At 61.3% G+C, this 16,606-nt stretch carries 14 protein-coding genes and 1 tRNA gene; 9 read left to right on the forward strand and 6 right to left on the reverse strand.

Going from position 1 to position 16,606, the window contains the following annotated elements:
* Positions 1 to 63: 63 nt before the first annotated feature.
* The 3 genes from Q0025_RS03755 (at position 64) to Q0025_RS03765 (ending at position 3,242) form a co-directional block, all read left to right on the forward strand.
* Positions 64 to 1,239: a 2'-deoxycytidine 5'-triphosphate deaminase gene (locus tag Q0025_RS03755; RefSeq protein WP_297296157.1), complete on the forward strand. Its 1,176-nt coding sequence runs from the start codon at positions 64 to 66 to the stop codon at positions 1,237 to 1,239.
* An 80-nt stretch (positions 1,240 to 1,319) separates the two neighbouring features.
* Positions 1,320 to 2,936, forward strand: a complete 1,617-nt coding sequence (locus Q0025_RS03760) for a Na+/H+ antiporter (protein ID WP_297296159.1) — start codon at positions 1,320 to 1,322, stop codon at positions 2,934 to 2,936.
* Between the two features lie 231 nt (positions 2,937 to 3,167).
* Positions 3,168 to 3,242: transfer RNA gene (locus tag Q0025_RS03765), tRNA-Gly, on the forward strand.
* Positions 3,243 to 3,355: 113 nt separating this feature from the next.
* On the opposite strand, the gene Q0025_RS03770 is transcribed toward Q0025_RS03765, so the two are convergent.
* Genes Q0025_RS03770 through Q0025_RS03785 form a run of 4 tightly spaced genes read right to left on the reverse strand, consistent with a single transcriptional unit; the run spans position 3,356 to position 8,146 of the window.
* Positions 3,356 to 4,999, reverse strand: coding sequence for an asparaginase domain-containing protein (locus Q0025_RS03770; protein ID WP_297296161.1), 1,644 nt, complete (start codon positions 4,997 to 4,999; stop codon positions 3,356 to 3,358).
* Between the two features lie 22 nt (positions 5,000 to 5,021).
* Positions 5,022 to 5,699: a DUF4286 family protein gene (locus tag Q0025_RS03775; protein ID WP_297296163.1), complete on the reverse strand. Its 678-nt coding sequence runs from the start codon at positions 5,697 to 5,699 to the stop codon at positions 5,022 to 5,024.
* A 42-nt stretch (positions 5,700 to 5,741) separates the two neighbouring features.
* Entirely contained in the window at positions 5,742 to 6,953 is a 1,212-nt protein-coding gene (locus tag Q0025_RS03780) for an FAD-dependent monooxygenase (protein ID WP_297296165.1), read from the reverse strand.
* The gene (locus tag Q0025_RS03785) at positions 6,950 to 8,146 is read right to left on the reverse strand and encodes an amidohydrolase family protein (RefSeq protein ID WP_297296167.1); all 1,197 of its coding nucleotides are present in this window, start codon (positions 8,144 to 8,146) and stop codon (positions 6,950 to 6,952) included. The genes Q0025_RS03780 and Q0025_RS03785 overlap by 4 nt, the downstream gene beginning before the upstream one ends.
* Before the next feature lie 378 nt (positions 8,147 to 8,524).
* On the opposite strand from Q0025_RS03785, the gene Q0025_RS03790 reads away from it, so the two are divergent.
* The 3 genes from Q0025_RS03790 (at position 8,525) to Q0025_RS03800 (ending at position 12,061) form a co-directional block, all read left to right on the forward strand.
* Entirely contained in the window at positions 8,525 to 9,907 is a 1,383-nt protein-coding gene (locus Q0025_RS03790) for an NAD-dependent succinate-semialdehyde dehydrogenase (RefSeq protein WP_297296169.1), read from the forward strand.
* Positions 9,908 to 9,982: 75 nt separating this feature from the next.
* Entirely contained in the window at positions 9,983 to 11,407 is a 1,425-nt protein-coding gene (locus tag Q0025_RS03795) for a UbiD family decarboxylase (protein WP_297296171.1), read from the forward strand.
* 48 nt (positions 11,408 to 11,455) lie between these two features.
* A complete protein-coding gene (locus Q0025_RS03800) occupies positions 11,456 to 12,061 on the forward strand; it encodes a UbiX family flavin prenyltransferase (RefSeq protein WP_297296173.1) in 606 nt (201 codons plus the stop codon).
* A 19-nt stretch (positions 12,062 to 12,080) separates the two neighbouring features.
* Here Q0025_RS03800 and Q0025_RS03805 read toward each other — a convergent pair whose 3' ends face one another.
* Entirely contained in the window at positions 12,081 to 12,758 is a 678-nt protein-coding gene (locus Q0025_RS03805; protein ID WP_297296175.1) for a GntR family transcriptional regulator, read from the reverse strand.
* Positions 12,759 to 13,112: 354 nt separating this feature from the next.
* Here Q0025_RS03805 and Q0025_RS03810 point away from each other — a divergent pair, with 354 nt between their 5' ends.
* Entirely contained in the window at positions 13,113 to 13,703 is a 591-nt protein-coding gene (locus Q0025_RS03810; RefSeq protein WP_297296177.1) for an amino acid synthesis family protein, read from the forward strand.
* 15 nt (positions 13,704 to 13,718) lie between these two features.
* On the opposite strand, the gene Q0025_RS03815 is transcribed toward Q0025_RS03810, so the two are convergent.
* Positions 13,719 to 14,333: a MarR family transcriptional regulator gene (locus Q0025_RS03815; RefSeq protein ID WP_297296179.1), complete on the reverse strand. Its 615-nt coding sequence runs from the start codon at positions 14,331 to 14,333 to the stop codon at positions 13,719 to 13,721.
* A 171-nt stretch (positions 14,334 to 14,504) separates the two neighbouring features.
* Here Q0025_RS03815 and Q0025_RS03820 point away from each other — a divergent pair, with 171 nt between their 5' ends.
* On the forward strand, positions 14,505 to 15,998 hold the full coding sequence (locus tag Q0025_RS03820) for a 4-hydroxyphenylacetate 3-hydroxylase N-terminal domain-containing protein (RefSeq protein ID WP_297296181.1): 1,494 nt from the start codon (positions 14,505 to 14,507) through the stop codon (positions 15,996 to 15,998).
* 2 nt (positions 15,999 to 16,000) lie between these two features.
* Positions 16,001 to 16,516: a flavin reductase family protein gene (locus Q0025_RS03825; protein ID WP_297296183.1), complete on the forward strand. Its 516-nt coding sequence runs from the start codon at positions 16,001 to 16,003 to the stop codon at positions 16,514 to 16,516.
* Positions 16,517 to 16,606 lie beyond the last annotated feature (90 nt).

Below are 16,606 nucleotides of genomic sequence, written 5' to 3' on the forward strand. Positions count from 1 at the left end.
CTTACGCCTTGACGCTCAGACGCCCGGCGGGCCTGCTCACGTGACCATTCCGAGCCGATAGACATGGAAACAGCGACCCTCTCCGCCCTTTTCGAGGACGAGAGTGCCTCCCTACTTTTTGGGAACGCATTCGGCCTCCTCGGCCGCGAGAAAATAGACATCATGCTGCGGCGCGAGATGATCCGCGCGCGCGACGCGATCGAGGCTTCGCAGAAACAGCCCGCGAGTCTCGACTTGCGGCTGGGCCCGAAGGCCTATCGGGTGCGCGCGAGCTTTCTGCCAGGCAAAAGCCGGACGGTCGCCGCGCAATTGCAAAACCTGAAATTCGATGAGATCAGTTTGACCGGTCCGGGCGCCGTGCTGGAGCGCGGCTGCGTCTATGTCATCCCGCTGCTGGAATCGCTCGTGCTGCCGAACAGCATTTCGGCCGTCGCCAATCCGAAAAGCTCGACCGGGCGTCTCGACATCTTCACCCGGCTTATCACCGACGAAAGCGAAGTCTTTGATGTCGTTGCGAGAGGCTATAAGGGCCAGCTTTATGCGGAGGTTTCGCCGCGCAGCTTCAGCGTGCGCGTCCACGAGGGCAGCAAGCTCAATCAAATCCGCTTTCGCCGGCTCAATTCGTCGCAGCTTTCGCATACCGACTTCACGCTGAGCGACAAGGACCTTGCGCTGCGCCATCGCGAGCAAAAGCTCGTCGATGGCGAAACGCTGAACCTGCGCGACGGCCTCGTGCTCAGCGTCGCGTTGAGCACCGAGACAATCGGCGAGATCGTCGGCTACCGGGCGCAAAAACATACCGACATCATCGATGTCGATCGCGTCGGCGCCTATGACATCGGCGATTTCTGGGAGCCGATCCGCGCCCGGCCGGACAAGAGGCTCATCCTCGATCCGGACGAATTCTATATTCTCGCCTCGCAAGAGAAGCTGCATATCCCGCGCGACCTTGCTGCCGAGATGGTGCCGATCGACCCGGCCATGGGCGAATTCCGCGTCCATTACGCCGGCTTCTTCGATCCGGGGTTCGGCTATACCGAGAGCGGCGATCCCGGCAGCCGCGGCGTCCTCGAAGTACGCAGCCACGAAGTGCCGTTCATCCTTGAGGACGGACAGGTGATCGGCCGGCTTGTCTACGAGAAGATGGCCGAGGCGCCGCAGGCGCTTTATGGCCAGGTCGGCGGCTCGAATTATCAGGGCCAAGGCCTGAAACTCTCCAAGCACTTCCGCATGCCGTAAGGCTGCACTTCGCTCCCGGCCGTTCCCGTTCTAAAAGGGCGCCGCCCTTGCCCGTTCAGGCCCTTTAACCGGACCGCGACATGTCGCACCCTGCGCTGATCACCTTTGCCCTTATCGCCCTGACGGCGATCGGCGCCATCATGGCGCGCAGGCTGCGTATGCCGTCGTCGATCTTCCTGGTGATCTTCGGCATTGCGGCGAGCTTTCTGCCGCACTTGCCGCGCATTCCGATCGAACCTGACATCGTTCTTCAGGTCTTGCTGCCGCCCTTGCTCTATATTGCTGGCGTCGGCATGAGTTGGCGCGGCTTCAAGCGCGAGTTCGGCGACATTTTCCTGCTGGCGGTCGGCTGCGTCTGCGCCACGGCGGCGGCGGTCGCCGTCACGGTGCATGGCCTCTTGGGCTGGCCCTTGGCGCTCGGCTTCGTCCTCGGCGCGATCGTCGCGCCGCCGGATGCCGTGGCGCCGATCGCGATCACCGACGGGCTGGCGCTGCCGGGGCGCATCGTCACCGTTCTCGAGGGCGAAGGCCTCGTCAACGACGCCACGGCGCTCATTCTGTTCAGCTTTGCGGTCACCGCGGTCGAGCGCGGCAGTTTTTCCCTGCCGGAGGCGGCCGGCCTTTTCATCGTCGTCGCCATCGCCGGCGTCGCCTGGGGGCTTGCCGTCGGCTGGGCCACCTTGCGGCTGCGCCGGCATATGGGCGATCCGCAAATCGAACTGACCATCGCCTTGCTCACGCCCTATATCGCCTTCTGGCCGCTGCAGGCGCTTGGCGGCTCGGGCGTTTTGGCGGCGGTGGCGGCGGGGCTCTATGTCAGCGCCAACGGCGCCGGTTCCATTCCGCCTGCGACGCGTTTGCAGGGCTATTTCTTCTGGCGCTTCGTCGTCTATGTCACGGAAGGCTCGATTTTCGTCATCACCGGCCTGCAGGCTTGGCCGATCATTGCGAGTCTGCGCCAGGAGTCGTGGCAAAAACTGCCGCTCGCCATCGGGGTCGTTATTCTCGCCGCCGTCGCGGTGCGGCTGATCTGGGTTTTGGTCCTGACCCGGATTCCGCGCGATCTGGTGCGCAAGAGCCGCGGCCGCCGGGCGCTGCCATGGAAGCACGATATCTTCATCGGCTTCACCGGCATCCGCGGCGTCGTTTCGCTGGCGGCGGCTTTGTCGATCCCGTTCATGGTCGATGGCGCGCCGTTTCCGCAGCGCGACGTCGTGCTCATCATCACCTTTGCCGTGATCCTTGCCACGCTGGTCGGGCAGGGGCTGAGCCTGCCTTTCGTGGTGCGCAAGCTCGGCCTTGACGTTGAGGGACGGCGTGAGCTCGCAACGGCCAAGGATCGCGAAATCCGCGCCCGTGTCGCCGGAGTCGAGGCGGCACTCGCGCAGCTCAATGGCGTAGGTTCTGATGGCATATCGTCCGGAACGATGCGCGTTTTGAAGAATCGCCAACGCGACCGTCGCGATACGCTGATCAGCGCGCTAAAACGGGTCGACGATCAGTATGAGGATTGGCTCAAAGTCCAATTGAGTCTCATTGAGGCCGAGCGGCGCAAGATCGCCGAGCTTTACGACAAGGACGCAATCACGGACGAAGCGCGGCGGCGGATCGAGCGCGAACTCGATCTCGAGGACGCGCGCGCGCGCCATGCCTATGACAGCAGCCTGCCGCTGCGCGGCGACGATCTGATGCCGTGATCGTTTGGGCGGTTCGCGCGATCGAAGCCCTCCTCAAATCCGCTGACAGGTCCGTCGTCGTCTTGCCGCGCAGGGTCGAAGGGGGAGCCGGGGAAGACAGGCGCCTCGAACATCGGCTTCGTTCGGCTTACGTGCCGGTTTTTACCGGCGCCGGAAGCGCAGGAATAATCAGCCTGTAGACGAGAGCTATTGCTGGATTCGTTAACGCGAAGGGAAGGATTGCCCATCGGCGCGGGTGTCGTTCAATGGTAGAACGGGCAGCTTCCCAAGCTGCATAAGAGGGTTCGATTCCCTTCGCCCGCTCCATGACTTAGCTGTATTCCGTCAAATTGTTTTGCAGCCAGTCTTGTCGGTTTTCTTCGCGATCCGCGCTGTTGCTGGTGCGTCAACGCAACGGGTTGCTCTGGTGGGGCGCCCCTTTAATGCGAAAGAAAAATCGCCTGATACGCCGCTAATTCCGCACGAATTCGCGCCAACTCGTGGGCGGTGGGGTTTTTCGGATCCTCGGCGGGCGGCAGGCTGCCGAACTTCATCAGACAGGCCATAAGCAACAGGCGTGCCTTCGTGGCGGTGAGGTTGGAAGCCGCTATCTGATAGGGATGCGGATCGGCAAAGCCCTGCGCGCCGCGGCCGACCCGGCACACGGGAAGTCCACTGAACACTGCCTGAAGCAGGACTTTCTCGCGCGCCGTCGAAGCGCTGTGGCCATAGGGCGCCAGGCCTTCGATGACGAAGCCAGCGAGACGGTCGAGGCCAAGCTTGTGGTCGATCGAGGCTTTCAGATCACCTTCGAGCGCCGGATCATCGCCATAGTCGAGCGTCGAATAGGCGCCGTCCTTGACGATCGAAACCACGGGGATCGCCTCGGGAAGGAGGTTGTTGCGCGCGTCCTTGATGGCGATTTCGAAGGTTTCGATCGTGGCCGCTGTATGCCTGCGAACGGCCCGACTGTTTTCCGGCAGGCGGTTGATGTTCACATCCGATAGATACGTATGTTTATAAGCGGGCAGATAGGTCAGGGCGACCGCGCCAAGATGGCCGACCTGGCCGAGAATGCCGCCAGCACCGCCGGTCGCAATATAGCCGCCCGGACGCGCGTCGCCCTTGGCGACGTCGCGCGCCGCGAAAATCTGCTGCTCCTGGATGACGACGGTCCCGCATTTGTTACGGCCCTCGGCGTCGGCCCACACCCGCGAAGCAAGGAAGCGGACGGAGTCGGCGATGTTTTTCGGGCCGTCATGGCTCATCTGTCCTTGCGGACGTTGTGCGGCGTTGCAGCAGATCGGCAGCGTCGTGTCGATCAACAGATTGAACCAGTAGGATGTCTCTTCGATCTGCGGACTGCCCTGCGTCCAAATCAGTCCGTCATGCGCGCCGCTGGCGGCGATCTTCTGCACCTCATTGGTGATCGTCGCGAGTGCCGGCCGCGGCGCCTGCGTGGCGAGATGCAGCGGGCGATAGGAAAAGTAATCTCTGCCGCGTCGCTCGGGTGCAGCACCGGCGGAGGGTGTCGCACGATAAAACGAAATATCGGCCATGGACGAGATGGGACTGGCCATGCCGTCGCCACCGACCGAAAGCCGATCGATCTCCTCGAAAAGACGTGATCCGTCCGGGAAGAAAGTCTGCCGGGCTCTCTCGGCCGACGCGCCCGGTGTGGCGCATTCGTCCTCCCACGGCTCGCCGTTTGCCTGGCGGGCCATGTAAGGCAACGGATAGAGGCCGTCCTCCGGCCGAAGCTCGACTTCGTAGACAGGTCTGTCGCCGGCCTTAGCCCGCACGCGGCGAAAGATTCCATCTTCGCCGATATAGCCGTCCGGTGCGTCGTAAAGCGCCGCGGCATCGCTTTCGAGCGGATGCGCGGAAAATTGTTCCACATAGATGCGCGCCGGCGCGGCCAAGCGTTGCGGCCGCAGCGCATCAAACGCCGGCAGAGACCCATCGGGGTTGTGGCGCGCGGGGAGGCCATGTTTCTCGCGCGCCTTGTTTGAGGTGACGAGCGGCGGTGTATTCTGAATTGTCGCCGTGGGGCCGGCGATATGCGCGATACGCACTTTGCTCATCGTTGGCCCCGCCTAATCGCTTTCAGCGTAAGCAGCCGATCTGGCGGGCACCAAGCCGCTCGAACAGGCTATAGCGGCCGGAAAACCAGGGAAGGGCGGCGAGCCTTTCGCGCCACGGCGTCTTGCGGGCGGTCGCGCGCTCCGGCGAATCGAGCGCCGAACGGTCGCCAAGATAATGCAACGCGAGCCGGTTGGCGGATGTCGGCTCGCCGTCGATCACGCGAAAGCGGCGAACCATCAGCCAATCCTTGCAGCCCATCAGGTGTGGAACGTGATCGAGCTCGTACCAGGCGTCGAAATCGGCTTGCGCGCTTTCCGGCACTTCGAACCAGACCGCATAAAGGAGCGGTGCATCGATTGCGCTGATGCCGCGTTCGTTCGGCTGCCGGCGCACGCTGGTCTCGGCCGCGATATAGCGCGTGAATCCTAAGACGGTGCTCAGCATTTCGCGCGTCGTCTCGCTCGGTTTCGTTTTCACCTCTTGATAGGCAGGCGTCTTCATGACGCCGGGGTCGGTCATTTCATAGACGGCAAGAAAGCCTTTCGCGTCGTCCGCAAGATCACGATAGCGCTGCGCGGAGACGAAGCCCGGAACATCCATGCGCAGCGGGATGTGCTCTTCGTCATACCAGTTGTGGAAACGCTGCTCCTGGCCTGCTGGCGGCGTCATTTCCGAAAACAAAACCGATGCGCCCTGCATAATATCTCCTTGTCGCGGCGGGAAGCCGGCTCTTATGATGTCTCAGGCGACTTCCGCCGCTTCACGGACGCTGTCGATCAGCGATGAACGCAGAAGGAAGGCACGGGCCCGCGCGGGATCGGCGGCGGTCGTCCGCAATATGTCGAAGCTCGCTTGGCGCGATGCCGTATCTTTTTCTTCGAGACGCTTTTTATTGGCGACCGTCTGCTCCTGGACGAATTTCACATTCAAGAACCGGCGCCGCCGCGAATAATGATCGAGCATCGCTGGATCTTCGCCGCGCAACGCGACCGCTGACAGCGTCCCAACGGCATCCATCGCATCGTGGATGCCGAAATTGAGGCCCAATCCGCCGATCGGATTGTTGACATGAGCCGAGTCGCCGGCGAGCAGAACGCGGCCGATCCGGAAGGTTTCTGCGACCCGCTGATGGACGGCGTAAAGGTTCTTGTGGACGATCTGGTAGGGCCGCTCCAACGGGTAGAGCCGGTTGAGGCGCGCCATGGCGGCGCTGTCGGACAGTGCCTCTTCGTCGGTCTCCTCGACCGCCGTGGGAAAGACCGCGCGCCAGCGGCCTTTGCCGTCGTCGCCGGCGACCTTGAACAGATTGGCCCATTCGCCGGTCCCGGCAAAATAGCTCCGGAAGGCGTAGCCATTGATCGCATGCATGTCGTCGAGGATGGTGAGAACGACAAAACGCTCGGGCCAAGTATAGCCGTCGAAGGAAATTCCGAGCGATTTGCGCATCGCGCTGCGGCCGCCGTCGGCAGCGATAACCCAATCGGCGTTCAGCGTCTCCGGGCCTTCGCCCGTTTCGGCGTCGACGAGGACGCGATCGGTATTCTGCCGACAGGCGACGGCGCGCACGCCGAAACGCACGTTCACGCCATATTCGCGGAGCTTGTCGAGTCCCATTCGGGCGAGCTTGTGCTGCTCGGTTTGAACGACGAATGGAAAGCGCGTGTCGTTGCGCAGGATCTCGTGATCGAAGGTCGCGACGAGCGTGCTTGTTTCACGATCCCAGAACTGGAACTCTCGCGCGACCAGGCCCTCGGCGACGAAGCGATCGAACAGGCCGATTCGGTCGATCATCTCGAGCGTCGACGGATGCGTCGTTGAAGCACGCGGCCGCGTGTCGATTTCGTTTGCGGCCTCGATCAGCTCCACCGCGAAACCGGCCTGCGCCGCGGCGACGGCCGAGACGATTCCGACCGGACCACCGCCGACGATGAGAAGTTTGGGTGCTTTGCTCAATGTTCCGCTCCCGAGAAATCCATAGGCAGACGGCATTCGGCGACGCGGATACGGCGGATGGTCGCCGGCGTGTTGCGGCTGCGACCGACGAAGCGCGGAATGCCGCCGGTGATGACAGCCCCGACCGCGGTGACATCGCCGTTGCGGAGCGCGGACAGTGCGTCGTCTTGCGAGCCGCCGGCGCAGGCATCGATGAGGACAATGTCCGCGTCGCGGCCATTTTTGAGAAAACCGGCGTTCAGCCTATAGACCTCGGCGTTGTTTCCTGTTGCCGCGGCGATTGCGAGTTCGGGCGCGAGATCGGTGAGGCTCGCCAGATGCGAGATCGTATAAAGCATGCCAAGCGGCATGATGCCGCTGCCGGTCGGCGTGTCGGTTGCGATCAACAGCCGATGGAACGCATTGGCCTTCCGCGCCAGATTGGCGACGAGCAGCGTCGTACGCAGGTTCCCCGCTGTGCAGACCTGCAGGGCGATTTCGGATTCTTCGACAAGGCGAGGAAAATCCCTGTCCGGCATCGCAACCGGGCCGCCGTTCACATGAAACGAGACATGCGGGCGCGCAGCGAGGAGATGGTCCGCCCAGATTCCGGACGAACCCGGAATGGAGGAACCGCCCGTGTGCATGGTCGTGACCATACCGGCACGTTTGGCCCAGGCGATTGGCTCGGCATAATCGAACGGCGTCGCAAAGGCGCCGAACCCGGCTTTGGCGAGCCAGACACCCTGATCGCGCAGTTCGGCAAAATCCGCCTCGGTCAAACCCGGCTCGAGAATGACCGAGCCTGCGTGGACGCGCATGCCGCCCGGCCGATAGGTCTTGAAACAGCGCGCCGCGGCAACGGCCAGTGCCTTGACGCCAGCCGGGTCCTTTGGGCGGCCGGGCACATGCACTTCCGACGCGGAGATCGCCGTTGTCACGCCGCCGTGGAGATAGCTTTCGAGATAGCCGACCGTCTTCTGCCGCGGCGTATAATCGCCGAACGTAATATGCACATGGCTGTCGATCAGGCCGGGAATCGCGACCGCGCCGTCGGCGTCGATCACGACATCGGCGGAGCCTATTTCCTGAGCCGATAGACTGCCGACCGATTGGATGAGGCCGTCTTCACAAAGAATTGCATCGCCGGATTGAAACGGCTCTTTCCAATCCCCGCTGACAATTCGGCCGATATTGACGATCGCAGTCTTCATCCAGTGCCCCAGTTTAGGTACGCGATGCGGTTAGCGTGCCAATCCTGGCAAGCCTGTCGACGTTAGCCTGTTAACCCATCGCGGCCATTTCGCGGACCAAAATCGACCGAGCCACGAGAACCGAGCTCCGCTTTATTGTCAGACGATCTTAAAATTGTGGGCCTCTGACCGTCAAGCTGGATGGCGTCCAACAAATAATCATCGGCAGCAAGGCTTTTAGGCAATTTGCCGTGGTTGGGTCAGGCGGCGCGTTGACGGCGATGGTCCATATTGACATATTGTATGACAATATAGTTGTGACGGCCCTTCGATCATAACCCGGATCGCTGTGGCCCGGCGCCTATGCTGTTCCGGCGGCGAGATGAGAAGCTTAAGACCATGAGAGCAAGCGACCAGGCGATCTCGATCAATCCCTTCACCGAAGAGACGATCGAGACGTTTCCCGATCTGAGCGATACGGATCTCGAGCAGAGACTCGCCGGCGCCGGCGGCGCGTTTCGCGTCTGGAAGGAAACGCCGGTTGCGCGGCGCGCCGAAATGCTCGGCAGGCTCGGCGCCGCGCTGCGGCAAAACCTCGACAAGTTGGCTCTGGTCATCACCCTCGAAATGGGCAAGACCATCGGCGAAGCTGAAGCCGAAGTTCTGAAATGCGCGAGCCAATGCGAATGGTATGCGGAACATGGTCCGGCGATGCTGGCAGACCGGCCGATGCCGGTCGCGACCGGCACGGCTTATGTTTCCTATCTGCCGCTGGGGACCGTGCTCGGCGTGATGCCGTGGAATTTTCCGCTATGGCAGGTTCTTCGCGCCGCGGCGCCAATCATGCTTGCGGGTAACCCGTTCCTGCTGAAGCCGGCGCGCAACGTTCTGCGCTCGGCGTTCAACTTGGCGGATGCGTGCCGGGAGAGTGGCTTGCCTGAGGGCTTGTTTTCGGTGCTCAATATTCCGCAGGAGAAGATTGCGGGCGTGGTTGCCGATCGGCGCGTTGCCGCGGTCACGGTGACGGCCGGCGTAAAGGCCGGCGCGGCTGTGGCGTCGCAGGCAAGCGCACTTTTAAAGAAGTCCGTTCTCGAACTCGGCGGATCGGACGCCTTCATTGTTTTGAAGGATGCCGACCTATCCAGGGCGGTGTCCGCTGGTATCAAGGCTCGCTTTCAGAATAACGGACAAGTCTGCATCGCAGCGAAGCGCTTTATCCTGGAAAAGCCGATCGCCGATGAATTCACCGAGCGTTTCGTCGAGGGCGTCCGCGTTTTGAAACTCGGCGATCCGCTCGATCGTGACACGTTCCTGGGGCCGATGGCGCGAGCTGATCTTCGCGAGGGGCTTCATAAGCAGGTTGAGGAATCAAAGCGGGCCGGTGCAAAACTTCTCGCCGGCGGTGGTCGTGCCGATCGCAAAGGGTACTTCTATCAGGCTACCGTCTTGGGCGACGTGAAGCCAGGTATGGCGGCCTTCGATGAGGAGACTTTCGGCCCTTGCGCCGCTTTGACCACCGTCGAGGACCTCGATGAAGCCATAGCTCTGACCAACCACAGCGAATACGGTCTGAGCAGCAATTTGTGGACGAATGATCTGGACCTCGCCGCGAAAGCCGCGCGGCGCGTCGAGGCGGGCGGGGTTTTTATCAATGGCTTCTCGTCGTCTGATCCGCGCGTCCCCATCGGCGGCGTCAAATTAAGCGGTTATGGCCGCGAACTCTCAACCTTTGGCGTCACGGAATTTGCAAACGTCCAGACAGTCTGGCGCGACCGGCTTTAGGCCGCAGTCTAAATATTGGATGGAATGAATTTTGCGGTATGCGCGCTGACCGCAATTCGTAAAAATAGGAGCGTTATGAGCGTCGCCTATCAGGATCTTCGGGAATTCATCGCGCTCGCCGAGCAGATCGGCTCGGTGCGCCATATTGCTGGAGCGCAGGTCTTTCACGAGATCGGTGGCATAACAGAAGTCGCCGCCGGCCTTGTTCATGCCCCGGCGCTGCTCTTCGACGACATTCCTGGCTATGCCAAGGGATTTCGAGTCTTCACCAACGCGACGACGAACGCAAAGCGCGCGGCGTTGGCCTTGGGGCTCGATCCGAACTTGCGGCCGCTCGACGCGCTGAAGCTTTGGAAGGAAAAGCGCACCAGCCTGAAACCTATTCCGCCTGTCGTCGTCGGCGAGGCGGACTTCATGGAAAATTCGGCGCGCGAGGATGATGTCAACCTTGCGATGTTTCCCGCGCCGCATTGGCATCCGGAGGACGGCGGCCCCTATATCGGCTCTGGCGCATTGATCGTCACGCGCGATCCGGATGAAAACTGGGTCAATGCCTCGATCTATCGCGTGCAGGTCCATTCCCGCAATCGCGTGACGATCCAATTCGATCATTCGGGGCGGCACGGATCGATGATCGCCCACAAATATTGGGCGAAGGGTAGGGGCTGTCCGGTGGCGATCGTAATCGGGCAGGACCCGGCCTTGTTCATTGCCGGGTTCGAATATCTCCCGGGCGGCCAGTCGGAATATGATTTCGCCGGCGCGATCAAGGGCTTTCCCATCGAAGTGATGAAGGGGCCCGTGACCGGTCTGCCGCTGCCGGCGCGTGCCGAAATCGTTCTTGAAGGTGAATTGCTGCCGTTTCCGCAGAATAGTCTACCGGAAGGACCATTTGGCGAGTTTACCGGCTATTACGCGGCGGATCGGCGCCCCGCCGCCGTCATGGATGTGGCCGGCATGCACTATCGCAGCAACCCGATCCTCTTCGGGTCGCCGCCGCTGAAGCCGCCGCGGTTTCATTTTGGCCTGCCGTTCCGCGCGGCCGGAATCTGGGCCAATCTCGAGGCGCTAGGGATTTCGGACGTGACCGGTGTCTGGCAGCATGTTTCGCAGCTTATGACGGTCGTCGCGTTGAAGCAGCGTTACGCAGGCCACGCCAAACGCGCAGGGCTCGTTGCCGCGGCCAACAGCTATATGGGCCGTGTCGTCGTCGTCGTGGATGAGGATATCGATCCGTCGAATCTCGCCGACGTGATGTGGGCGGTGACGACCCGCGCCGAGCCTTCCGAATCCGTCGATATCATCCGCAACGGCTGGAGTTCGGCGCTCGATCCACGCCTTAGCGCCGACGCGCGGATGCAGGGGGCGACGGCAAACTCTAAAATGATTATCGACGCCTGCAAGCCGTTTCACAATATTGCTGACTATCCGCGCGCGAGCGCGCTCTCGCCGGCGGCGGCGCGCGCGATTGAAGAGAAATGGGGCGACCTGCTACGTTAGCCTCACCCCCTATTCGACGCTGGGCTCTGCCCGCATGATTGGAGAGCGATGAGCATTCAAACCAAGTCCGCCGATCTGGTCGTCGCCCTCACAGGGGCCAGCGGTGCCATTTATTGCATCCGTCTTCTCGAAGCGCTGCGGGAAACGCCGATCCGCACGCATCTGGTCATGAGCAAATGGGGAATTCAAACCCTCAAATACGAGACCTCCTATACGAGCGCATCGGTGCGGCGGCTGGCGGACGAATGCTATTCGGATAACGATCTCGGCGCGCCGATCTCCAGCGGATCGTTTCAGACGATCGGCATGGTCATCCTGCCATGTTCCGCGAAAAGCCTCGGCTCGATTGCGCATGGGCATGGCAGCGGCCTTATTCAGCGCGCCGCCGATGTCGTCCTGAAAGAGCGCCGCAAACTGGTGCTCGCGGTGCGAGAAATGCCGTTGAACGACATTCATCTCGAAAACATGTTGAAGCTTTCACGCATGGGCGCGGTCATCTGCCCGCCGGTGCCGGCCTTTTATACCCTGCCGAAAACGATCGACGACATTGTCGATCAGACTGTGGGCCGAATTGCCGATCAGTTCGGCATCGCCCTGCCGTTGGCGACGCGTTGGGCCGGGACGGTCCCGCTATTTGAAACGGCCGAAAGTTGACCTGGCCGCCGTGGCGGACTCAGGATTTCGGCACTGGCGCCTTATCCGCGGAATAAGCCTTCACCGCGGCATTGCAGGCCTGCCGGACATGGGCAACCGCCGCGGCCCGAGCCGCCTCTGCATCTCCTGCGGCCACGGCCTTGAGGATCGCCCGCATTTCCCGGGCGCTCTTTTGCGCGCGGCCGGTCAAGGACATGGACTTCGAGCGCAGAAACGTGATTCGGGCGCTCAGCGTTTCAAGCACTTCGTAGATCACGCGGTTGCCGCACCCAAGCAGCATCGGTTCGTAGAAACGCCGGGTGGCGCGGATCTCTTCGTTCAGGTCACCGTGTTTGACGGCATCATCGAAGGCCTCCAGCGCACGGCGCATCTCGGCGACGGCGGCGGTGGAGGACTGCGCGGCAAATAGCGCAGCGGCTTCTCCTTCGAGCAGGGCACGGACGTCGTAGATCTGGCGAGCCATTTCAACGGTCAGGATCGGGATCATCGGCCCGCGGTTGGGCACGATGACGACGAGACGCTCCGCTTCGAGGCTGCGCAGAGCCTCGCGCACCGACGGACGGCTGATGCCGAGCCGCGCACAGAGATCGGATTCGACGAGCCGGTCCCCTGGCTGGAATATGCCCGCGACAATCGCATCGCGGAGCTTACTGACCGCCTGTCCCTGGACGCTTTGAGGCGAGACTTTAAAATCCATTGTAATCCTAGACGAAATCGAGATTCCGTAATCCCTGATCCGCGGCCGGACCTGATCATGGCGCGGAGTGACGGAATTCGATAATCGCCCTTTCCCTATCGTCCGCAACAACAGCAAGTGATTCAAGCATAAACGAGGCCATGCCCGTACTCAAGATATGTGCGGCCACCCCTGGTCCCGACTTTGCGCCTAGTCGCCATCCGAGCTTCGGCATTGCGCTTTATGATTTGAGAGAAAGGCGGTGCGACGTTCAACCCTCGGTGTCGTGAACACGGGCGCGGGTTTGGGCCATTGACAGGTTGTCATACAATATGAACACTAGCGCCGGCTGATTTTGGAAACTGAGCGGGTTAGATGGACATTCAAATTCGAAAAGTTGCGACAATCGTGGAGGATCACTTTTATGAAGCCGGCCGCAGGGCCGATAAGCCGCTGCGGAAAGTCGCCTCGGTCATGGTTCTCAAGAACCCCTACGCCGGTCGCTATGTCGAGGATCTTTCCGAACTTACCGAAGCGAGCATCGGCCTCGGAAAGAAAATGGGGGCGCAAGCGCTGGCGGCGTTGGGCGGTATTCCGGTCGAGGCTTATGGCAAGGCCGGCATTGTCGGCCTCAATGGCGAAACGGAGCACGCAAATGCCCTGCTGACGACGGTTTTCGCCAACCCCATTCGCGATGCGATCGGTGGTGGCGACGCATGGATATCGTCAGTGACCAAGATCGCTGGGCCCGGTGCACTGGTTGATGTGCCGATGAATTCCATCGACGACGTCTATATCCGCTCGCATTACGGCACGATGAGCTTGGCGCTCCCGGACGCGCCTTTGCCCGATGAAATCGCCTTGATCTTCTGTTTTGCGACAGGCGGCCGACTCAATGCACGCGTCGGCGGCCTCACCATCGAGGACGTTCGCAAGCAGCGCGCGGCAGTGAAGGCACCCGCCTGAGAGGCGGTTGCGGCGTCAGCGCGGTAACTTTGCTGCAGGCTTTCGGACTGATGGGTCTGCGGTTCGAATTCTGGCGAGGGCAATGTCGCCATTGTGCGCGAAACGTCGAAAGAAATGCAGAATTGCCTGCATTTCATCGCGCGTCACGCCGTCGAAAAGCTGATCATTGACCGAACGAACCAGGGGGATGACGGCATTGATCGCCTTTTCGCCCTGAGAAGTGAGGCGCACGAGGACGCTGCGCCGGTCTTCGCTATGGGGACGCTTTTCCAGCAAGCCGAGCCGAATGAGGCGGCCGACTTCGGTCGTGACATGCGTGGGGGCGAGATGCACGTGCGCGGCAAGGGTCCCGATGCTGACGCCATCGGTCCCCTGTGTATAGGCTGTGCCCATGAGCACCGCGAATTGCGGTGGCGTTAAATCCATCGCACGCCCGAACGCCTCGCGGAACGCGTGCAGCCGGTTCATCGACAGAACCATGAGATAAAGCGTCTCGCGCAGCCAATCGTCGCGGCCATCGACCAGGAAGGCCTCGTTCGAGATCGTAACCGGCGGCACAAAAGGTCGCGGCTGCGACTTGCGCCGCAGCGGTTTGTCTGCGCGGACCGCTTCTTGCTTACGTCTGGTCAAATGACCCCCGTCGGATCGCTGCATTCGCCTCAACACTTATGCGGTGTGATTCCTAGACCGGAGCGTCATCGCAATTCAACGGACGGATTCGCGTTGACGCGCGAATATATGTACATTATGTACATATAATCCTTTGTTCGCGCCGTGTGCGCCGTCGTTTTGGAGAGCATGATGATCGGGTCCGCATTGCCAAAGACGGAGCCTGCGCCCGCAACGCGGGACCTGCGCACCGGCGAGGAATTCCTTCGCAGCCTCGACGACGGCCGCTCGGTTTATTTCGACGGCGAGCGCGTGAAGAACGTTGCCGCGCATCCGGCCTTTGCCGGCGCAGCGAAATCCTCGGCGCGGCTCTTCGACATTGCCGCCGATCCCGCCAATCGCGAGCGCATGACTATTGCCTCGCCATCGGGGCAGCCGATATGGCGGGCCTATCAAATTCCGCGGACGCATGAAGATCTTCGCGCCAAGCGTCTTGCCTCGGAGCTATGGTCCGAAGCCTCCTTCGGGCTTATCGGCCGCTCGCCAGATCACGTGTCCGGTTTCTTCGCCGGTTTCGCTGCCGTGCCCGAGGTCTTTGCCGAAGGCGGTAAGGCGTATGCGGAAAACGTCGTGTCGTTTTACGAACATCTCCGGGACAATCATCTTTGGGCAACCTATGCGATCGTACCGCCGCAGATCGACCGTTCAAAGCCTGCGCATCAGCAGAAAGATCCGACGCTCTATGCAGGCGTCGTTAAGGAAACGGACGGCGGCATCGTCATCTCCGGCGCACAACAATTGGCGTCGGCGGGCGTCTATTCCGATTATCTTTATCTCAGCTGCATTCATCCACTGAAGCCGGGCGACGAAAACTATGCGTTCGGCGTCGCTATCCCGTTGAACGCGGAGGGGCTGCGGCTCTATCCGCGGCGCCCCTTCGCCATGCAGGCGACGAACACGTTCGATCATCCGCTCTCGAGCCGTTTCGACGAATCTGATTGTCTTGTCGTGCTCGACAACGTCGTCGTTCCGTGGGAGCGGGTCTTCATTTATCGGAACCTGCAGGTCTGCTGGAACCAGTGGTGGAAGACACCCGCGCATCTCTATGGCAACTTACAGGCGCAGGCGCGTTACGTCACGAAACTGCGCTTCATGATCGGCCTTGCCAAACGCATCAACGAAATGACCGGGAACGATGCCGTGCCTCCGGTTATGGTGCAGATGGGTGAACTTGCTGCGCTCGTTTCCATTGTGGAGACGATGCTGGAAGCGCAGGAGGTGAAGGCGCAGATCGACGGCAATGGTGTCGTCTGGCCATCGCGGCAAGCTCTCTATGCGGTCATGGCGCTACAGTCGGAGATCAATCCGCGCATGGTCGAGATCATTCGCGAATTGAGCGGCGCCGCCATGATCACCTTGCCTTCATCGGTCAGAGATCTCGAAAGCCCGGAAACCGCGGCGGATATGGAGCGCTATATGCAGAGCGCGACGGCCGGGGCGCGCGAGCGCATCCAACTCATGCGCATGGCGTGGGATTTCATCGGGTCCGAATTCGGCAACCGCTCTCAGCAATATGAAAAATTCTATGGAGGCGCGTCGTTCCTCGTGAAGCAAAATATGTTTCGCGCCTACGATTTCGATCGCGCCACAAAGCTCGTCGATACGGCGCTGGCTCTCCCGGCGTGAGAGTGAGCGTCCGGGATATGTCTCCCTTCACGCCGCGCGAATTTCGCGACGCACTTGGCCTTTTTCCAACCGGTGTCGCCGTGGTCACGACGCTGAATGCGGGAGGTGAACGACTCGGCGTGACCGTGAGTTCATTCGCTTCGGTCTCGCTCGACCCGCCGCTGATCTCCTTCGGCCTCGCAAAGTCAGCGCATTCCTTTGGCGACTGGCTCGCGACGGCCCATTTTGCGGTCAATGTCCTGGCCGAAGAGCAAGAACATCTGTCGTCGAAATTTGCGCGGCCGCTCAGCGATAAATGGAGCGACCTCTCGCCTCGCCATGGGCTCGTTATCGAAGCACCGCTTCTCGAAGAGGCGCTCGCCTGGTTCGAATGTGTCAAGTTCGCCCAATACGATGGCGGCGATCACCTTCTCATTCTTGGACGTATTCTTTCGTTGGCGCGCAATCCGCACGAGGGCAAGCGCCCGCTCGTCTTTTTCAAGAGCGCCTATCATCGGCTAGGCGAGGCGAAACGGTGAAGGGCGCCGTTTGATATCGCAAAAGTCACGTTGCGGCATTTTTCCGGTCAAACCTCGCCGATATGCAGCCGTCTCGCCCCGCCGCCGCCC

Origin of the sequence: uncultured Methylovirgula sp. (genome assembly GCF_947646745.1) — a bacterium.
GTDB lineage: Bacteria > Pseudomonadota > Alphaproteobacteria > Rhizobiales > Beijerinckiaceae > Methylovirgula.